This is a genomic window from Methanosarcina baikalica (assembly GCF_031461075.1).
Taxonomy (GTDB): domain Archaea; phylum Halobacteriota; class Methanosarcinia; order Methanosarcinales; family Methanosarcinaceae; genus Methanosarcina; species Methanosarcina baikalica.
The window spans coordinates 34,995-54,063 of sequence record NZ_JAVKPK010000012.1; the positions used below are offsets into that span (position 1 = coordinate 34,995).

Genomic DNA, 19,069 nt, shown 5'->3' on the forward strand with positions numbered 1-19,069 from the left:
TCTTTGAAAACTATCAATTTTAGGTTATTTTTGAATCGATACTGGATTACCTGAAACACATAGTATATGATAAACGTTCTCTTTATACATCCCTGACGAAATGTGTATATGCAATAAGCGGGAGCATCAGGCTAGAATACAACCATGTAATATTAATACCCCACAAGATTAAGATATGAAGAATATGTTTGTTGAATAATTAGATAACGAACTGATTAAATACGAAAATATGGGGATTTCGTTTGATAATAGAAAGGTCCTTTTAGATTTCAACCTGAGCGTAAAGAAAAAGCAAAAAGTCCTCCTGCGAGGGAAATCCGGAGTCGAAAAATTACTCTTTTAAAAATACTGCTCGGCTTTATAAAACCTGCGGAAGGCACCCTCTATTTCCGTAACCGGGTAATTGATTCCAAAACATGACCTGAGATTCAGGACATCCTTTGATGAGTATGGTGACCTGAGATTCAGGACATCCTTTGATGAGTATGGACTCGTAAATAAGGAGCTGTACGGGAAAAATGCCTGAAAAAATTATGACTATGAAAGTGTAAAAGGTTGAGAATGCACCCTATTTCAGTTGGGGGTACTTCATGCGTACCCTGTGATATTCTGCCCTATTGGAGTGCTTTTTCGTATGCAGTCTTCTCCGTAATCGACTAGATTCTCAACTGCAGTTTTCAATATAGAAGGATAGAGCTGACCAACCTGTTCCCATACAGGCCTTCCGTGACAGAAAAACTTGAACGTAGGCGTGCCCTGGACTCCGTACCTTCCTACAGTCAATGGACTGGTGTCAATATTCATTCGGGCAAAAACTGCCGAGTTTTTGAATTCCTGTGCATAACTCATAAAATAAGGTTCCATCGCCTTGCAATAAGGGCAGGTCGAGCTGTAAAACATTACAATAACCGGTTTTAAAGAGTCCTCTACCAGCTGTTCCCAGGTCATATCCTCAATTTCAACTACATTGTTTTCATTCAATCAATTACCCCCGAATTATGGAATGAGTTAATAGGATCAAGTTAATAGGGTCAAGTTAGTAGAATTTTAAGCTTGGATAAATCAGTAATTCTGTTTATAAGATTAATATTTTGTGCTTTCATAAGACCAATATTTCTGCTTCATGAAATTAAAGTTCACTCATCTGCATAAATCCCTTGAAAAATGTTAGTGAAAAATTGCTTTTTAGAACGAAAAACTCTAGATAAATAAAGAAGAAAAGAGAATCGAGAAAAATTAGAAAAAAGCTGGTGAATAGAACTGGAAAAATCAGTTCTATCTTTCTCAGGTTATATCGAATCGTCTCGGACACTTGAGCCCGGTTTTTTGCCCATAGACCAAAAAGTTCAGGGTAGGAGAGAGAATAAAGTTTCACAGACAGGTTTTCTTCAGACTCTTTCATCTTTATCTTCAGGGGTCATCATCTCGCAAAAACATGTGCTGCAGATGTATTTATCGTCAAGGCATGTTTCTTTAAAGTCAAGTTTGGGGCCGCCCGGTTTTGTGGTTGCTTCCCTGAGTACATAGAACTTTTCGTTAAATTCGACTGGCTGCCCGCATCTTGAACATACGAAGGGTGGATTTTCAACCGAATCAATCGCACACTCAATGCATATAAGATCGGACTTATCTCCGTGAACATCTTTGAACTTTATTGGTTTCATATCCAGGCTGGTATCCACGACCAGCACGTCTTCCAGCAGTTTCCGACCACAAATATTACAATACTCTTTCATTGTGTCGCCTCCTGTGTTAAGAGGATTTCTCACCAAACCCTGTACTGAGCCTACAAAAGGTTTCAATGTCTCCGTGTTTGCACTCAATCTAATTCCCCATTTTCAGCTTGTTATCCATAATCGTACCGAACCGGGCTATATTAAGGTGTCCAATCCGGCCCAGTCTTTCATACCATTGAGCTGTGTTTCTCACTCTGCTGACATTTGACCTGCCAGCATTTCAGTCTTGAGAAGATAGGTCCAGAGCTGGAAAGGCAAACAATGAATATAATACACTTTTATACATTTTAATTTTTTTAAAAATGTTGTCTCCGAAATACTTTCCGCATTTGAATCGAAACAACATTAGAAAACACTTCATAAAAATACGTTTTAAACCGCTTTCTAGCCTCTGGTTTTAACTTCCCTATATAAAATATAGGGCCTAAAACTATATACAGTTATTGATTTTGATCAAAATTGGGTGAATGATAACACGAATAATGATGATAAAAATAGAAAAAGAATAAAAAGTTAGTAAACAAAGAGAATAAAACAAAGAATTTTATTGATCAAGGATTAATATATAAGACGGGTAAATGAGATTATTCAAAAGGGTTTGAAAAAATGCTTAAGCAGAGATTTGTGCTGGATACTACAGCATTAACGGATCTGCAGACACGTGAGGTCATGGGCTATGCTTCCCTCTGCGAAGGAATGAAAGCAATTCTTGACCTGATAGCTGATGCTCGTCTGCAGTTCGGGATAAGTTGTTACGTACCCTATCCGTCAGTATATAAAGAGATGCATGAATTTGCAAGTCGCAATGGCTGTGACAGGGAAGTTATGGCTAAAATAGATACCTGGCTTGTGAAAAAATCTCCTGACCGCTACAGAGTAAATGTAACTTCGCAGATCTTCCATGAATATGTAGCTTATATGCGGGAGAGGATTAACCGGGGGATGGGGGTTGCAGAGGATGCGATATGGGAAGCAGCCACTGAATGCCTTTTTATGGAAAATCCGCAAAACAAGAAAAAAGAGTACAAGGAAGAGGTTGAAAGAGAAGTAATCGGAGGGATCATTGGCAAATTCAGGAACAAATATCGAGCTGCCCTGAGGTATGGAATTCTTGACAGCGCTCCTGATATTGATGTCCTGATTCTTGCCAAGGAGCTTGATGCGGCAGTTATTGCAAGTGATTATGGGATTGAAAAATGGGCAGAACAGCTTGGAGTCCGCTTTGTGCCTGCAAATACTTTCCCTATGATGATTAAAGAGTATCTGAAGCATCTTCCGGAAAGTGAAAAAGAGCCCGAGCCTGGAAATGGGAACAAAAAGAAAAAAGGACCTTCGGAAGAACTGGAATTCATTTAACAGGTTCAATTTCGAAGCCAGAAGCGTAATAGAAGGCTTGAAATTAAATCCGGGGATTGTCTTCAACGGCCTGTTTCACTGAGATATAGCACATGCAATGCCTATCACAGCGTACATGCAAAACCTATCACACCTTAAGGGCATCATGCCTTTGAGGGGATTATGCTTTTAAGGGAATTTGGGGGTAAGAGTTTGAGAAATATAGTTATAGAAGAGTTGAAAGCATCTGAAGTTTACCGCCAGAAGGTTGAGGTTGTTGAAAGAAAAGGGCTGGGGCATCCGGACTACATCTGCGATGCGATTATGGAACAGATTTCAGTAAACCTGAGCCAGAAATACCTTGAAACTTTCGGGACCATACTGCACCATAATATAGACAAAGGTATGCTCGTTGCAGGCGAAGTGGAAGGAAAATTCGGAGGAGGCAGAATAGTAAGCCCTATGAGACTGATCATCGGGGACAGAGCTACCTTTGAAGCACAGGGTATTGAAATCGATGTTCCTGGTCTTGCAATCAGTACGGCACAGGAATGGCTCTTAGACAATCTCCGTTTTGTAGACCCTGAAAATCTATTTTACCAGGTAGAGCTAAAAAAAGGCTCTGCCGAATTGACTGATATTTTTTCGAGAGGTGGAGAAATACTCGGTGCAAACGATACCTCTGCAGCGGTTGGATATGCACCTCTCAGCCCGACTGAAAAGCTTGTTTTTGAATGCGAACGGCACCTGAATTCAAGGAAGTTCAAAAAAGAATATCCCGAATCCGGAGAAGACATAAAAGTTATGGGGCTCCGGCATAAGGAGGATATGCATTTGACAGTGGCAATGCCGCTTGTGGACATGTTTGTCGAATCTGAAGGAGACTATTTTAAAAAGAAGATAGAACTGCATGAGCAGATAGAAGAATTCGCCGCCGGGTTTGCAGAAAAAGAAAGAGCAGAATTTGAAGGCTGTATGTGTTTAAAGCCCACTGCTTCCCTGAATACGCTGGATGTTCCAGGGAGGGAACTGCAGGGAATTTATACTACTGTAACCGGTACATCCGCAGAAGATGCAGATTGCGGACAGGTAGGGCGCGGAAACCGTGTAAACGGAATAATTCCCTTAAACCGCCCTGTTAGCAGTGAAGCTGCGGCAGGAAAAAATCCTGTAAGCCACATCGGAAAGATCTATAATCTTCTTTCCCACAGAATTGCAGCTCGGATCTACCGGCAGGTGCCTGATGTCTCAGAAGTGTATGTCTGGCTTTTGAGTGAAATCGGGACTCCGATTGACCAGCCCCAGATTGCAACTGCCCAGCTCATACTGAAAAAAGGGTCTTTAAGCGAAGCAGAAAAAGAAGCAACTGAGATAATAGAAAAAGAGCTTGAGAACATACATGCCTTCTCAATGGAACTGGCTGCAGGAAAAATTTCTATCTGCTGAAAGTGTTTTGAAAGGTCCTCTATCAAAAAGCCTGAACCGGACGGAATTGCCCGGATGAGAATTATGAAGGAAGGATTAGAGATTTAGCAAGGAAGAGTTTACACTCCCGCAATGAAAGCTAGAAGAGCAAAAAACATTGCGATTTTGAACATTTTTGAAGATTTCGCAGGATTGTTGCGAGCAAGGATATGATAAATAGCTGCAAGGAAACCCAGGTCTGCCAGAAGGACAAGATAGAGATAACGCAGGCCGAGTACTGACATACGGTAAGGAAGAGGACTCAAAAACACAGCACAAAATCCTATAAGTACTGCAAGATAGCTTGCTTTTTTCGCTCCGATCCTGAGAGGCAGAGTATCTGCCCCTTCTATTTTATCCCCTTCCATGTCCTCGATGTCCTTGACGATTTCCCTGGCCGTAATCGCAAGGGCTGCAAGCAAGAAAAGTACGAAAAGAGCTTCAAGCCCTCCATATCCGAAAACAGAAGCTCCGAACAAAAAACTGGAACCTGTAAGGTAGCCTATGCTCAGGTTTCCTAAAAGAGGGGTACCTTTGAGAGTTTTTGCATAGAAGATAAGTAGCAGAGAGTTAAAAAGAGCAATAGACCCGCAAATCGGATTAATTGAAAAAGCAAGAAGAGTCCCAAGGACAAACAGTAAATAAGAAAAATAAAGTGCTTCCTTTAACTTAACCCTTCCGGAAGGGATAGGTCTCTCAGGGCGATTGATGGAGTCTATCCTGATATCAAAATAGTCATTAATGGCATTTCCCGCACCTGAAATCAGGAATACGGCCAGAAATACCAGGCCTGAATCAAAGAAAGGAAAATTATCAGGGCTGTAAGTACTCAGGGCATCGGATGCCAGGATGTTAAAAGCTATCAGTGTTCCAATTACGGCTGCGAAACCCGCCATAAGGCAGTTTCCGTATCTCATCAGTTCCAGGTATGTGCGTACGCCTGCAGACATCAGAAGAAAGCAGCGTTATAAAGTATTAAAATTATCGGATTAGTTATTACAGATGACTTGCACTACCTTTTATGTAACACACTTATCAAAAAGATAGTATTGGAGTAAGACAAAGTATTATATTTTGCCGTTCTATCTTTTGATACCTGGTAGGGCTGGCCAGTTTCAGCAGACAGCCAGACATAGCCAATGTGATCCCTTGATACCTGACCGCGGGACGCATGATCACCGCCGCGGAACCCAAATCAAATTGAATGCGACTACACCACCCCTAAAGGATGGGGGCTGCTGCCGGGCCGCACGCTCGGTTTTTCAGAAAATCATTGAGTCTCCTCTGCCCGATTTCCTTAATCTACACGATTGAAACTCTGCTTTCGGTTTCCTCTGCGATTACTTAATATAGTGTTTGATTGTGTAAGTTGTCACATTTCCAACTGACTGATAGAAATAGAGAAAAAAACAAAAATCGAAGAGAGTTTACCTCATCCCCGACTGAAGTAGGGGTATTCATGACTTCCGCATTCCCGAAGTAATAAGAGAATTCGGAACTACTATATGTGAGATAAAATATTAATGTCTTGGACCAACAATTTATGGAAAATCTACTCAAATAAAATCCTAAATTTTATTTTCGGTGACTTATATGATTAGTTATTAAATAACTTACTGATGTACCAGAGAGTCCTGTTTACGGACACACAGGCGGAGGCCGATAAAAATGAAAGCTGGTTTTTTTAGTTCTTTAATTTATATATTATTGATGATGCTAATAATCCCTGGAATGACTCCCGGCATGGCATCTGCTCTAGATGGAAATCTCGGAAATGATGGAAATTCAACTATTGGGAATTCAACTATTGAAAATCCAGACATCGGAAATTCAACTATTGAAAATCCAGACATCGGAAATTCAGATATAGTAAATTCAGATACAGGAAATTCAAGTAGCGAAAACTCAAGTAAAGGAAACTCAAGTAACGGAAATGTAAGTAACGGAAATGTAAGTAATGCAAATGTAAGTAATGCAAATGTAAGTAATGCAAATTCTAGTACAGAGGATTCAAGTACCGAAGAAAGCGGAGGAGGCGGAAGCTCCAGTTCCTCCAGCAGTAGTTCAGGAAGCGGTGTTGTTTCCAGAGAGCCAGCTACAAATATTTATGCCAAGGAGCTTGTCACCAGGAGTATTATGGGTGGTTATCCTGTCAGATTCGATTTCGTAGAAAATGTCACCATTACATATATCGAATTTGATCCAATAATGACATTTAAGAAAACGACAACGATTGCAGAAGTACTCAAGAATAGATCTGTTTTAGTCCCAAAATCCTCTCCTGGCAAAATATATAAATATGTGAATATCTGGGTAGGAAATAAAGGAGCAGGACTTCCTACTTCTCTAAAAAATGGATTTGTAGGGTTTAAAGTTGAAAAAGTATGGATTGAAGATAAGAATATCAATGAATCCCTGGTGACCCTTCAATTGTACGATAAAGGTTGGCAGCCTCTTCACACGGAAAAAGTTAGAGAAGACGAAAATTACGTTTATTTTAAAGCGGAAACGCCTGGTTACTCTTCCTTTGCAATAACGGAATATTCCGGACAGGAAGAAAAAGAGGAAATTAGGGGAGCAGAAAAAATACAGGAAATGCTGCTGGGAGACGAAGGAAAGGCAACTTTGAACGGAAGTGCAGGAAAAGGGAACAGTAGAATAAAGAATCCAATGGGAGTAGCTAGAATACTTATTGCAATTTCTCTGCCGCTGTTTATGATTGTTGTAGGATATTTTATGTTGAAGAAAAAAATCTGAGAAAGATTTGAAACTAGGTGAGACTTTGTTCCTCGCCTACTCCTCACTATTTTTCCCATAATTGGGATTCATATGGTTTTCAAAAATCAACTTTTAGAGCCGGCGATTCAGAAGAGGAAAGCCAGAAATTCAATATTCAGGATTTAATCCTTCAATCTGGGAAAAAATTTGTCCATTTAGGCTCCTTCTTCTACCCTGCTTATTTCCTTCTCCTGATGAATTGCCTGGACGGCTACGCTGTAGAGATTTTCCATTTCACGGGCTGACTCCAGAGTGAGTACGGACAGGACCTGAGGATACTTGCCAATGCGCATGATTATTCCCTTAAAGACATTCTCTACGGCCCTTGATAGCATTTATATTTCAGTTGAGATGTCATCTATGTTCAGGTATTTGTGGTCACCTTTGATAATGACCATTGCTCTACTAGCCTCTTTGTAGACATTTGTGGAAAAAAGAAGACCTATCGGAGAAAAGATATTCTGGATTGCGGTTTTAATAGATATTTCCTTGTCAGCTCTGAAAAAGCCTACTAAACTTTTTAGCTTTCTTAATTCATGATTTTCAATTGGTTATTTCCAGGCTGATGTCTATCCATCTGGATTTATGGATAAGGGAACCCATAGATATGATATCCACCCCTGTTTTTGCATAACCTTCAAGGTTTGCCTGAGAAATTCCTCCGGACGCTTCCACAATAACCAAATCTCTAAGCCCTTTTTCTTTAAGTATCTCCAGAGTTTCCCGGACTGCATCGGGCTTCATGTTATCTAGCATGATAATATCAGCTCCGAGTTTCGCAGCCATTACAGCGTCGTCTGCAGACTCGACCTCAACTTCTATTTTTCGGGTGAAGCCTGTTTTTTTCGCTGCCTCAATTGCGGCTTCGATTCCCATAAGTTTGATGTGGTTGTCTTTAATCATCACTGAGTCCGAAAGGTTGAACCTATGGGGATCTCCTCCGCCTGCAGCTACAGCCAGCTTTTCGAATTTCCTTATGCCTGGAGTGGTTTTTCGGGTGCATGCCACCCTCGTAGTTTCCGAATTCTGCCTTACTATATCCATGCAGGCCCGGGTAAGGGTCGCAATCCCGCTCAGGTGCCCGAGGAAATTCAGAGTAAGCCTTTCTGCCCTGAGAATGGAAACTGCCCCACCTTTTAGCCTGAAAATTACATCTCCTTCTTTGAGGCGGTCCCCATCTTTAAGGTTGGTTTCGGCCTGAATCCCAAGATAACAGAAGATTGATCCGGCTTCTTTAATCCCGGCAATGATACAGTTCTCTTTTGCGAAAATAACGGCTTCTGAAGGTTTGTCAGGCACAATAGTGCACGAAACATCATCGTACCCCAGATCCTCTTCTATAAAGCTTTCAATTTCTTTGATAAGCATGATTTTTACCCCGGTATGTTATGTTTCCCGAATTTATAAGATGTACGGTGTTTTTTACTTTCAGGTTTTGTATATTTATAAATGGATTATGAATGGATAGAGAGCAGGATACATTTTTTTGGAAAGAGCATAAATCCAACAGAAGATTTAAAGAGAGGGAACAGAATACAGTATCCCGGCCCTCAGGCTTATGAAGCCTGGTGCTAAGTAATGATATAAATAATGATCAAATTATTGACTATTTCTCAGGAGACTGGAATGCTGAAAATAGGAATTATTGGTTGCGGATTTATTGGCGGACAGATTTGCAGGGCTATTGACGACGGGACTATTAATGCTGAGCTATATGCTCTCTCGGACTCTTCTGAGAGCAAGGTCCTTGAACTTGCAGCTTCCCTGAAAAAGTGCAGTCCTGCCTGTATGAAGATCGAAGAATTGTTGCGTAGCGTGGATCTTGTTATAGAAAGTGCCTCTCAAAACGCTGTAAGGTTCATAGTACCGCAGGCCCTTGAAGAGGGGCGCGATGTGATGGTTCTCAGTGTAGGTGCTCTTGCGGACGAAGAGCTCAGAGAAAGGCTCTTTAGACTTGCAAAGCAAAATAACTGCAAGCTCTATTTCCCTTCAGGCGCAGTTGTTGGCATCGATGGAATAAATTCCGCGTCAGCAGCGGAAATCTCATCAGTTACCCTTACTACCAGAAAACCGCCTTCAGGGCTCATAGGGGCTCCACATGTTACAGCACTGGGAATCGAACTCGACAAGATCGAAAAAGAAACCCTGCTTTTCGAAGGTCCTGCCTCAGACGCAGTAAAAGCATTTCCTGCAAATGTAAACGTGGCAGCCACAATAAGCCTTGCAGGCATAGGCTTTGAGCGGACAAAAGTGAGAGTCATTGCCGACCCTGCCCTGTCCAGAAACGTACATGAGATTACTGTTGAAGGAAAATTCGGCAAATTTTTCACAAGGGTAGAAAATCTTCCCTCTCCGGAAAACCCTAAAACCAGTTACCTTGCAGCCCTTTCTGCAATTTCTACCCTCAATAAGATCCTGAGCCCTGTCCAGCTTGGAACCTAAAGTGGCAGGAAGACTGTGCGGCTAGCCTGCCGCCTTATTTTTTTCATTATAGATAAGACTTCAATGTTGTGACTAACTCATTTCATCTTCTATAACCACGGAAAGCATGTCAGACATGGAAAAGCTGTAACTTTGCAAATTTGTCCTCTCAAGTGCGGTAAGAAGGACCTCGTGCTGTTGCGATTACATCGCATCCCAGAAAATCTTCGATTTCCTCTGATCCCGAAGAGGAACGCGGGAGGCTCACAAATAATATATAGTGCGGGAGAGTTAAGCAGGTACGTTCTCAGGCGCAGATGGCATGTGTGCAAAAAGAGCGTTCTGGATGAGATTACCTTTGTTGCACTCTTTTTACGTTCAACGTGCCTTTGTGTTAAATTGTATTGAAATTCCTTTACGTTAGTCAGCTGAGCTAATCGCATTATCTTGATCTTATAATTTATATCCCGATCTTATTTCAAAAACTTACGGTGGTCCCATGAAGCAAGCAGAGCTTATAGAAAGGGTCAAAGAACTCAAGCTAAAACGGAATGCAGTTATTCTTGCTCATTATTATTCCCGTCCTGAAGTTCAGGACATTGCAGATTTTGTAGGAGACTCTCTCGGCCTAAGTCAGGAAGCTGTCCGTCAGAGTGCTGATGTTATTGTGTTTTGCGGTGTCCACTTTATGGGGGAAAGTGCTGCAATTCTCTGTCCTGACAAGACTGTCCTCCTGCCGGAAATCGATGCCACCTGTCCTATGGCTGACATGGTGAGTGTAGAAGGTCTTAAGAGAGAAAAAGAAAACCACCCTGATGCCTTGGTTGTCTGCTATGTGAACAGCTCGGCGGCTATCAAGGCCGAGTCTTATATCTGCTGTACATCCGCCAATGCTGTGGAGGTAGTAAATTCCCTGGAAGCAGACGAGATAATCTTTGTGCCCGACAAAAACCTGGCTGCTTATGTTGCAGCTCGGACTGACAAAAAAGTTATTCCCTGGGAAGGGCACTGCCCCACACATCACCAGATCCTGAGAGAAGATGTCCTGAAAATAAAGGAAAAGCACCCAAAAGCCAAATTTATTGCGCATCCCGAGTGCCGTCCCGAGGTTCTCGAACTCGCAGACTACATAGCAAGCACTCGAGGAATGATAACGTACGCAAAAAACTCCCCTGCAAACGAGTTCATTATAGGTACGGAATGCGGACTCATCCATGGGCTCCTTAAGGCAGCTCCTGAAAAAACATATTACTGTATATCAGAGTTTGCCTGTTGCCCGAGCATGAAAATGGTCAATCTTGAGAAAGTCCTGATTTCTCTTGATAAAATGCAGCATATAGTGACTGTTCCCCAAGATGTGAGAGCCAGGGCAAAAAAGGCGCTTGACCGAATGCTTGCAGTAAAAATCCGCTAAACACCCGAATGCTTTACACCTTGCTGCTTGCTGCGATTCGTTTCTCGAGTTGCACCAGCAGAGTTTAGGCTCCCGAATTGCGCCTCGCCCGAATTGCGCCTCGGGAGTACGCGGTCTATTTCACTCGCTTTGCTCGCTCAAGTAGACTATTCTCTTTAGAATATACTCCATTGATCATCAGTTAACGAATTTTATGCACAACTTCGTACCATGTATAGCGATTTTCCAACATAATGCTTTAACTATAGGATCCTCAAAAATGATCCGTTTTTTAAGGGTTATTGAATCTTATTTACCAGATTAAATGTGGTTTTAGTGCTTCCTCAATAGAAATACATGTTTTTAATAGTTTAGTTGTTATTAAAAGGAAATTAATCTGCTCATTTTTCAAATTAAAAGCTTATTAACCCTTATATTTAACATTGAATTTTTATGGAGGAAAATTGAATAAGATACCATGATTACAAATAAATAGGATTTGTCAAAAAATAAAGCTCATATCTCACTCAGTTATCACTTTTAATGCTTAATCTAGTTTATTTCTATAAAAATCGATTTTTGGGATGTACTTTTGTTGGGGAAAACTCTGAATATATGCCTATTACCTAAAATAAGCATTATAGATCCTTAGTTTACACATTTGTTTGGGAGGATCCTATTTAACTGATACTTTACCGGAGTAATTTTTGTGGGGGCCACTTTTTTGCAGGCATCAACTAATCAAAAAACAGCCGCAGGCATGTGGGATGTTCCGGTGGTTCAAAGAATAATGATTCCAGGTGTATACTGTTAATTTAGCTAATTTATTCTTAATTTGATTAAAAATCACAACTGCTCACACCATTTTCAGAAAACTGTTGAGATTTTAACAATAAACAGAAAATTTAGTTAACTTTATGTAAGACTTTTGCTCTATCAAATCAGAGGAAAGTAATATGAAAATAGATTATAGTAATAAAATAAATCAAAGTATTTTAATAGGAGTACTCATTGCTGCGCTGATAATAACCTCAGGCTGCAGTGACAAATCCACATCTGTTGAGGATTCGGCAGTTTCAGCCCCCGCCGAAGAGTCTTCAGAAATTGCAAATACCCATGCGACAGTAGAGCCGGCTGGGATCACGATTACAGATGGGTTCGGCAGAAATGTCACCATACCTGAAAATACCGAAAGAGTTGTCTGCTCAGGGGCAGGATGCTTGCGCTATCTTGTATACCTGCAGGCTCAAGACCGCGTAGTCGGAGTTGACAGTCTGGAAAAGAAAGAAGAAGATGTTGAAGGCCGCCCCTATGCCCTTGCAAACCCGCAACTTAAGAACTATCCCCTTATAGGAGAGTTCAGAGGCAAGGACGATCCCGAAAAGATAATTGCCATCGACCCCCAGGTTGTCCTGAAAACAGGCATAACTGGTCAGTCATCAGCAACCAATACCGCTGAGGCCGACATGCTTCAGAATAAAACCGACATACCGGTCGTCATGTTCCCTTATGGGTCTTTGACAAATGAAAAAGACAGAGCCGAAATGAATAGCTCCCTCAGGATAATGGGTGAAGTAACAGGTAAACAGGAAAGGGCAGAAGAAGTAATCGCTTATATCGACGTTACAATGCAAGATCTCGAAAACAGGACAGCAGACATTCCTGAATCCGAAAGAAAGACTGTTTATATTGGAGGGGTTAGCAGTGCAGGAGCTCATGGAATAATCTCAACAGAACCGGCTTATCCGCCATTCCTCTGGGTAAATGCAAATAATGTTGCAGCCGGAATGGGCACGGACCATGCGGATATTGCTAAAGAGGCACTTGTAGATTGGAACCCCGAGTACATATTTATCGATATAGGAACCCTCCAACTAGGCAATGAAGGAGCCATAGGAGAACTCAAGAATGACACCTCACTCACAGGGCTGTCAGCTGTAAAGAATAACAAGGTCTATGGAGTGATCCCCTACAACTTCTACAGCACCAACTATGAGTCAGTGCTCGCAAACGCTTATTTTGTAGGAAAAGTGCTTTATCCGGAGCGGTTTGAAGATGTCGACCCTGCAACCAAAGCCGACGAGATCTATACCTTTTTCCTTGGAAAACCGGTATTTTCTGACCTGAACGGACAGTATAAAGACCTGGGATTCAAGCAGATTCCACAATAAGACGGAGGGTATAAACAAGTGCATTTTGCCGATGGAGCAGTTCCCGAAGATTACCTCGTGTACGTGAGGAGAAAGTACGTCTGGATAATGGGGGGGCTTCTACTCCTTTTTATTATGCTAATCTACTCGATCTCTGTAGGAGCGGTAACAATACCTCCTGAGGAGGTATTGAAAACAATGTTGGGGCAGAGTGTCTCTACAAAATGGGATTCAATTATATGGAACATCCGCCTACCTCAAGCCCTGGCTGCGATAGTTGCAGGAGCCGGACTTTCAGTAGCAGGAGTAGTGATGCAGTCGATCCTGCGCAATCCACTTGGATCCCCGTTTACCCTTGGAATTTCAAATGCAGGCGCTTTCGGGGCTGCCTTCTCGGTTGTTATCCTAGGGAGTGGAAAGATGCAGTCCACGGTTGCAAACGCTGTCATAATCAACAATCCTTACCTAACAACGATGGTAGCGTTTGTTTTTTGCCTCCTGGCTACCGGAGTAATCCTGCTCATCTCCAGGATCCGGGGAGCTTTACCCGAGGTGATGGTGCTTGCAGGTGTTGCACTGTCTTCCCTTTTCACCGCCGGGACGATGTTCCTTCAGTACTTTGCTGACGATACCCAACTTGCAACAGTTGTCTTCTGGACTTTTGGAGATGTAGGGAGAGTTAACTGGCTGGAACTTGAGATAATGACAGGGGTTGTCCTGCTTGCAGTTATATTCTTCATTGCCAACTGCTGGAATTACAATGCCATAGATGCAGGAGATGAAACTGCAAAGAGCCTCGGTGTCAATGTCGAAAAGATAAGGTTAATCGGCATGGTAATTGCAGCCCTGGTCTCTGCAGTGATCGTTGCATTTCTTGGAGTTATAGGGTTCGTAGGGCTGATCTGTCCTCACATGGTCAGGCGGGTCATAGGGGACGACCAGAGATACCTGATACCTGGTTCTACCTTGCTTGGAGGAATTCTCCTTCTGGTTTCGGATACTGCAGCCAGGCTTATAGTGTCACCTTATGTACTACCTGTATCAGTCCTCACTGCTTTCATGGGGGCACCTACATTCATATATTTGCTTCTTAGGGGATACCGTAAATGATTCTTTCTGTAGAAGAACTCCAGTTTTTGTATCGTAACCGTGAAATCCTTCATAAAATCGCTTTCTCCATAGAGGACGGAGAGATTGTCGCAATCCTCGGGCCCAACGGAGTTGGAAAGACCACCCTGTTAAAATGCCTTAACAGGATTCTCCACCCAAAAGGAGGAGCAATCAATATTGATGGAGAAAATCTGTTCGACCTTGGAACAATGGAAATTGCACGCCTTATTGGCTATGTCCCCCAGCATGTGGAAACAGGAAGACTTACCGCTTTTGATGCAGTCCTGCTCGGAAGGCGGCCCCATATCAAATGGGATATTACCGAAAAAGACCTTCGAATAGTCGATTCGGTTTTCAGGTTACTTTCGATGGAAAAACTGCGCCTGTCTTGTATCGATGAAATAAGCGGGGGAGAACTCCAGAAGGTTGCAATCGCACGTTCACTAGTACAGGAACCAAAAGTCCTTCTCCTTGACGAACCGACAAGCAGCCTCGACCTGAAGAATCAGGTTGAAATCCTTGCCATTATCAGACAGATTGTTCTCGAGCACAGGATTGCAGCTGTGATGACAATGCACGACCTCAATCAGGCTCTCAGGTATGCGGACCGGTTTATCTTTCTGAAGGGAGGAAAAGTTCATGCTCATGGAGGAGTGGAAGTAATCACGTCTGAGATGATCGAAGAGGTGTATGGTCTGCCAGTAGTTATCGGAGAAATTGCAGGTATGAGGTGTGTGGTTCCCAGGAGTCCTGAATGGGACGGTATAGATGACCAGCTGAAAAAAGCGAGGCCAGTATAAAGAAAGTAGTATCGATTCCAAAATAAATGCATAATTCAGGAAAGAATTATAGTTTTGAACTCAAAAATTTACATTAAAGACACTCGGAGTTCTAAAATCATCTTCAAAACGGATGGACACGGAAAAAACTCTGCAGAAGCTTATTGAGGTATTTTCTCTTAATGAAGGGATACTTTTCCGCTATCCCAAAGAACTAAGAGCCTATCCGAAAAGTGTTGTTACCTACTGTAACTTTTACAATTGACAATATGTACAACCGGAAAGGATGCCGATATTATAGGCCTATCGTAACTTTTCAACATGCGTTAATGACTTTTCGGATAGGCTCTAAGATCGCTAAACCATATACTGAATTTAGTTCCTTTATTAGTTTCAATCTCAATGCAACCCTCAATTTGTTCAACAAGAAGATTTACAATTTGGAGTCCCAAAGAATTTGTGCTTTTGAAGTCTATTTCCTTTGGAAGGCCCATTCCATTATCCTTAATAATAAGTACATACTGGAAATGTTTTTCATTTTGGCACTTAGAGTCTGCCCGGAAACCCCAAAATTTTTTAAGATACTGGTTGTAATTTTCCGCTTCGCATAGATTTACAGAGATTTCTCCTTCACTCTTATTTGGAAAGGCATAATCTACAGAATTATGAATAAGTTCATTGAGTATAATTCCTAAAGGAATTGCAGTATCTATTCCTATGAAGATCTTTTCAACATTTAGTTTAAGGTTTATGTTTTTTTCCGGTCTATAAAAATCAAGGAGATACTTAATCATCCTTTCGAGATACGTTGAGAAATCAAGGGTAACCAGGTCTGGAGATCTATAAAGTTCTTCATGAACAAGAGCAATAGAAGTTATTCGTCCTTGAATTTCCTTTAAGGCTTTGACACACTCTGTGTCTTTTAATTTTTCCCTTTGCAGGCTGATAAGCGATGAAATAATCTGTAGATTATTTTTTACAATATGATGAATCTCTTTGATGCGTGCTTCCTCGATCTTTGCTTTGATTTCTCCAGAAATAGAATACCACCATTTCCCAGCTTGTATGTATGAATAGTATTGAGAAACATTTAAATTTATACATATTTATTTAATTATAACATAAACCAAAAAGTGAAAAGAAATACTATTCTCAATGAATAGGTTAAACTAAAACCTATGCGAAAATTCAATAATTTGAATGAAAACTATTCTTAAAACCTCAATTATTGGTCATCCATGGTTTTAGCACAAAAACTCTGTATCAGCAAAATAGAATTCATTGGTCATCGGTTAAGGAGTTTTCTTGCCTGAAGGCTATCGATTTTATGTCATAGGCCTCAAATTTTAGCCTATTTACTTAAAATCGATAGCCTGATCCAGTTCAACGTCTATTTGAATTTTTGACATATGTTAGACGAATGAATCCAATTTGCCATGATTCCTCACTTAACCAAGTCTGAGACGATCGAAGAGGTGTATGGTTTGCCAGTAGTTATTGGAGAAATTGAAGGTATGAGGTGTGTGGTCCCCAGGAACCCTGAATGGGACTGTATAGATGAAAAGCTGAAAAAAGCGAGGCCAGTATAAAGAAAGTACTATTTTAAAGAAAATAAGAAAGCATGGTTTATAAGAAAGCACAGTTTTGCAGAAAAAGTCACTGTGAAACTTACCTTTTTTGATTATTCCTTCAGTAAGGAAAGAGTAAAAGCAGCAAATTAAAAAATAGTTGAAGGTACGGTTTGCAGACGAGGCAAAACCGACCAAAAAGAAATTTCCAGGTTTACCTGGTAATCATCATTTCTGCAGTTTCAGGCTTGTAGAACCAGTCTCTCGGAAGTACTTTTTCCTGATGGTAGTACTTAACAAGTCTTCTGATCTTTGATTCTGTCAGGTTGAGGGAACGCTTGTTGTGGACGTCCTTCTTGTTAACAGAAAGATGCTTTCTGAGCTTCAGAGCCTTAACAATAAGGTTTGTAAGGTCTTCCGGAATGTTCGAAGCAACGTTGTTTTCCTTGAGGATGGCTGTGATCTTCTTGCCTGTGATAAGCTTGGCATCGGGAACTCCGTAGCGGTCCCTTAAAATCATCCCGATTTCGGCTGTCGAGACACCCTGTTTCCAGAGGTCAAGAGTGATTGAAACGACTTCTTCTGCGCTTATCTTGCACCACTCGGGCGGTTCGGTTCTGTTAGGCCTGGTGGAAGCAGACTTGCCTTTTCTTTTGGTATGCATTTTTGCCATAATAATTCTCCTGATATTAATTGATCGATGCCCGGAAGAAAGTTCTTCGGGCTGAAGTTATATCTTTACCGACTATAACGGACCAACACATCGATCGGGAGATTTAAATCCGCCACAGCAAACTGCTGCGGGCTTTTCAGGGATTCCTGCGAAAGCGTGAGTTTTTCGGTAAAAACATCACTAGAGAGCGCACCATAACATATATACTTTGTGTTGGGATGAAAAAGAAATTCAGCCCCTTCTCACATGGAAAGATCCAGCAGCAGGTACCGATTTTCAGGCTCATGGAGCAGGGTTCCAGAGGCTCAAAACTATTCGCGCCCCACCCGGATTTATTTGCCTGTAAATTGACTCGATGCGTGCATCTCGAAGGACCTGAGCTTCCGAGAGATTTTCAGCTTCAAGGATGGAAGAAACAGTTCCGTTAAGCTCACCTGAAAACTCAGCTTCAAGTTCTGTCCTGATTTCATCTTTTATATAGCCTGCCATTAGATCTTCAAGCAGAGGAAAATCGTCTGTTGATGCGTTTTCAGGGAAGGCTCCGGAATCAATCGGAAACCCGGCTTCAAGCATATCCGAAAAATATGCAGCAAAAATTTGTTCCGCAGAAGTTGAATTCTCCTCATCAGATTCTTCGGAAACCCCGTAAAGCAAGGTTTGGAGAGATTCGTCAGTTTCCTGCCCGAAAACCGACCCGAAATAATCCGATGGGAAAAGCAGTCCAAGAACTGCCTCTGTGCCTTCCAGGGCTGCAGCATCAAGAGAAGCATTAAAAGCCTCAATAAGTACCTTTCCGGTTTCTTCCTCTGAAGAGTTGAGAGAAGCTTCAAGCACGGAATCATTTACGCAGGCAAGGAGAACATCCCTGGAGGGAGTACTGGCATAAAGGGGCATGGAAAGCTTTGCACTTTGCCGAATTGCATTTGCGGGAGGTTCTTCCCCGATAATAAGTTTGCTTTCCATTGGAAAAGCTTCTACGGGATGCCAGTATGCTTCAAACCTGTAAGAAAACCTTTCTGCAGCTTTCTGGTCCAGATAGGCAGAAATAGCTTCTGCTTCCCGGAAAGAATAGTCTGCAGCAAGAGGGTTTAGAAGAATTGGAGAACCATTATTTGAATCGTTAATTGAATCATTACTTGAGATTGTAAGGTAAAGGGCAAGATATTCCGCTATCAGGTCAGCAAAAGTCCTGTGTTTCTGTTCTTTCCCGAAAAGGGTATTAGAAGGGTTTTTCACAACCGAGTTTTCAGGTATCGAAATATTAACTGCCGAAAAAGGGGAAATTTCATACTCAAAATCCTCAAGTTTACAGGAAAGAATCGACTCAAGCAGATAGATATCGAGCTCTGAAGAAGTGACGTATCCCGTTGCAGTGTACTGTTTTTCTGCTTGCATGGAAGGCATGAGCAGGACACCTGCAAGCGAAATAAGCACAAGCAAAAAAAGGGCATCGAAAACAGTGGAATAACCGGAGTTCTCAGTAACGAATATGCCTTTTTTCTCTCGGACTCCTTCAGGTATTTTAGGAAATTTCAAATAGATCACCTTGCTCTGTCCCGCAATTCTGAATTCCCAGTTTTCTTTTCTGACCTCTCCAGTTTTTTCACTCCATACCGCCTTCTTATTTCCATGCCGTTTTATAGAGCACTACAGTAAGGATTC

19 protein-coding genes are annotated in these 19,069 nt (G+C 41.7%); 11 read left to right on the plus strand and 8 right to left on the minus strand.

Translation table 11 applies throughout. The annotated features are described in order from the left end of the window. Positions 1–403: 403 nt before the first annotated feature. The gene (locus RG963_RS04355; protein ID WP_310575057.1) at positions 404–526 is read left to right on the plus strand and encodes a hypothetical protein; all 123 of its coding nucleotides are present in this window, start codon (positions 404–406) and stop codon (positions 524–526) included. A 62-nt stretch (positions 527–588) separates the two neighbouring features. Here the strand turns inward: RG963_RS04355 and RG963_RS04360 are convergent, their stop codons facing one another. Together RG963_RS04360 and RG963_RS04365 are read right to left on the minus strand one after the other, a co-directional pair. Further along, on the minus strand, positions 589–981 hold the full coding sequence (locus tag RG963_RS04360; protein WP_310575058.1) for a thioredoxin family protein: 393 nt from the start codon (positions 979–981) through the stop codon (positions 589–591). Between the two features lie 407 nt (positions 982–1,388). Beyond that, positions 1,389–1,823, minus strand: coding sequence for a hypothetical protein (locus RG963_RS04365; RefSeq protein WP_310575059.1), 435 nt, complete (start codon positions 1,821–1,823; stop codon positions 1,389–1,391). Positions 1,824–2,342: 519 nt separating this feature from the next. On the opposite strand from RG963_RS04365, the gene RG963_RS04370 reads away from it, so the two are divergent. Beyond that, positions 2,343–3,092, plus strand: a complete 750-nt coding sequence (locus tag RG963_RS04370; RefSeq protein WP_310575060.1) for an RNA ligase partner protein — start codon at positions 2,343–2,345, stop codon at positions 3,090–3,092. A gap of 192 nt (positions 3,093–3,284) precedes the next feature. Further along, positions 3,285–4,517 (plus strand): methionine adenosyltransferase, encoded by a 1,233-nt coding sequence (locus RG963_RS04375; RefSeq protein ID WP_310575061.1) that lies wholly within the window; start codon positions 3,285–3,287, stop codon positions 4,515–4,517. 98 nt (positions 4,518–4,615) lie between these two features. Here the strand turns inward: RG963_RS04375 and RG963_RS04380 are convergent, their stop codons facing one another. Continuing rightward, entirely contained in the window at positions 4,616–5,485 is an 870-nt protein-coding gene (locus RG963_RS04380; protein WP_310575062.1) for a geranylgeranylglycerol-phosphate geranylgeranyltransferase, read from the minus strand. A gap of 124 nt (positions 5,486–5,609) precedes the next feature. Here RG963_RS04380 and RG963_RS04385 point away from each other — a divergent pair, with 124 nt between their 5' ends. Further along, positions 5,610–5,849 carry a hypothetical protein gene (locus RG963_RS04385; protein WP_310575063.1) on the plus strand — a complete coding sequence of 80 codons (240 nt, stop codon included), beginning with the start codon at positions 5,610–5,612 and terminating at the stop codon, positions 5,847–5,849. Between the two features lie 354 nt (positions 5,850–6,203). Beyond that, on the plus strand, positions 6,204–7,292 hold the full coding sequence (locus tag RG963_RS04390; protein ID WP_310575064.1) for a PGF-pre-PGF domain-containing protein: 1,089 nt from the start codon (positions 6,204–6,206) through the stop codon (positions 7,290–7,292). A gap of 176 nt (positions 7,293–7,468) precedes the next feature. On the opposite strand, the gene RG963_RS04395 is transcribed toward RG963_RS04390, so the two are convergent. Together RG963_RS04395 and nadC are read right to left on the minus strand one after the other, a co-directional pair. Beyond that, positions 7,469–7,648 (minus strand): hypothetical protein, encoded by a 180-nt coding sequence (locus RG963_RS04395; RefSeq protein ID WP_310575065.1) that lies wholly within the window; start codon positions 7,646–7,648, stop codon positions 7,469–7,471. Positions 7,649–7,856: 208 nt separating this feature from the next. Next, positions 7,857–8,681 carry a carboxylating nicotinate-nucleotide diphosphorylase gene (nadC, locus tag RG963_RS04400; RefSeq protein ID WP_310575066.1) on the minus strand — a complete coding sequence of 275 codons (825 nt, stop codon included), beginning with the start codon at positions 8,679–8,681 and terminating at the stop codon, positions 7,857–7,859. A gap of 258 nt (positions 8,682–8,939) precedes the next feature. On the opposite strand from nadC, the gene RG963_RS04405 reads away from it, so the two are divergent. From RG963_RS04405 to RG963_RS04430, 6 genes are all read left to right on the plus strand, one after another. Next, positions 8,940–9,755 (plus strand): aspartate dehydrogenase, encoded by an 816-nt coding sequence (locus RG963_RS04405; protein ID WP_310575067.1) that lies wholly within the window; start codon positions 8,940–8,942, stop codon positions 9,753–9,755. A gap of 478 nt (positions 9,756–10,233) precedes the next feature. Continuing rightward, on the plus strand, positions 10,234–11,148 hold the full coding sequence (nadA, locus tag RG963_RS04410; protein WP_310575068.1) for a quinolinate synthase NadA: 915 nt from the start codon (positions 10,234–10,236) through the stop codon (positions 11,146–11,148). Between the two features lie 935 nt (positions 11,149–12,083). Continuing rightward, complete coding sequence (locus tag RG963_RS04415) at positions 12,084–13,298, plus strand: iron ABC transporter substrate-binding protein (RefSeq protein WP_310575069.1); 1,215 nt, start codon at positions 12,084–12,086, stop codon at positions 13,296–13,298. Between the two features lie 18 nt (positions 13,299–13,316). Next, complete coding sequence (locus RG963_RS04420) at positions 13,317–14,387, plus strand: FecCD family ABC transporter permease (RefSeq protein ID WP_310575070.1); 1,071 nt, start codon at positions 13,317–13,319, stop codon at positions 14,385–14,387. Then, a complete protein-coding gene (locus RG963_RS04425) occupies positions 14,384–15,187 on the plus strand; it encodes an ABC transporter ATP-binding protein (RefSeq protein ID WP_310575071.1) in 804 nt (267 codons plus the stop codon). Before RG963_RS04420 ends, RG963_RS04425 begins: the two co-directional genes overlap by 4 nt. Positions 15,188–15,299: 112 nt before the next feature. After that, positions 15,300–15,431 carry a hypothetical protein gene (locus RG963_RS04430; RefSeq protein WP_310575072.1) on the plus strand — a complete coding sequence of 44 codons (132 nt, stop codon included), beginning with the start codon at positions 15,300–15,302 and terminating at the stop codon, positions 15,429–15,431. Between the two features lie 61 nt (positions 15,432–15,492). Here the strand turns inward: RG963_RS04430 and RG963_RS04435 are convergent, their stop codons facing one another. From RG963_RS04435 to RG963_RS04445, 3 genes are all read right to left on the minus strand, one after another. Beyond that, complete coding sequence (locus RG963_RS04435; RefSeq protein ID WP_310575089.1) at positions 15,493–16,272, minus strand: sensor histidine kinase; 780 nt, start codon at positions 16,270–16,272, stop codon at positions 15,493–15,495. A gap of 676 nt (positions 16,273–16,948) precedes the next feature. Further along, a complete protein-coding gene (locus RG963_RS04440; protein WP_310575073.1) occupies positions 16,949–17,407 on the minus strand; it encodes a 30S ribosomal protein S15 in 459 nt (152 codons plus the stop codon). 282 nt (positions 17,408–17,689) lie between these two features. Next, the gene (locus tag RG963_RS04445; RefSeq protein WP_310575074.1) at positions 17,690–18,952 is read right to left on the minus strand and encodes a hypothetical protein; all 1,263 of its coding nucleotides are present in this window, start codon (positions 18,950–18,952) and stop codon (positions 17,690–17,692) included. Between the last annotated feature and the right edge of the window lie 117 nt (positions 18,953–19,069).

Excerpts from the sequence above, each read along its gene's own strand:
- RG963_RS04370 (WP_310575060.1), top strand. The coding sequence starts at position 2,343 with ATGCTTAAGCAGAGATTTGTGCTGGATACTACAGCATTAACGGATCTG.
- RG963_RS04380 (WP_310575062.1), bottom strand. The coding sequence starts at position 5,485 with ATGTCTGCAGGCGTACGCACATACCTGGAACTGATGAGATACGGAAAC.
- RG963_RS04390 (WP_310575064.1), top strand. The coding sequence starts at position 6,204 with ATGAAAGCTGGTTTTTTTAGTTCTTTAATTTATATATTATTGATGATG.
- RG963_RS04395 (WP_310575065.1), bottom strand. The coding sequence starts at position 7,648 with ATGCTATCAAGGGCCGTAGAGAATGTCTTTAAGGGAATAATCATGCGC.
- nadC (WP_310575066.1), bottom strand. The coding sequence starts at position 8,681 with ATGCTTATCAAAGAAATTGAAAGCTTTATAGAAGAGGATCTGGGGTAC.
- RG963_RS04405 (WP_310575067.1), top strand. The coding sequence starts at position 8,940 with ATGCTGAAAATAGGAATTATTGGTTGCGGATTTATTGGCGGACAGATT.
- nadA (WP_310575068.1), top strand. The coding sequence starts at position 10,234 with ATGAAGCAAGCAGAGCTTATAGAAAGGGTCAAAGAACTCAAGCTAAAA.
- RG963_RS04415 (WP_310575069.1), top strand. The coding sequence starts at position 12,084 with ATGAAAATAGATTATAGTAATAAAATAAATCAAAGTATTTTAATAGGA.
- RG963_RS04425 (WP_310575071.1), top strand. The coding sequence starts at position 14,384 with ATGATTCTTTCTGTAGAAGAACTCCAGTTTTTGTATCGTAACCGTGAA.
- RG963_RS04430 (WP_310575072.1), top strand. The coding sequence starts at position 15,300 with ATGGACACGGAAAAAACTCTGCAGAAGCTTATTGAGGTATTTTCTCTT.
- RG963_RS04440 (WP_310575073.1), bottom strand. The coding sequence starts at position 17,407 with ATGGCAAAAATGCATACCAAAAGAAAAGGCAAGTCTGCTTCCACCAGG.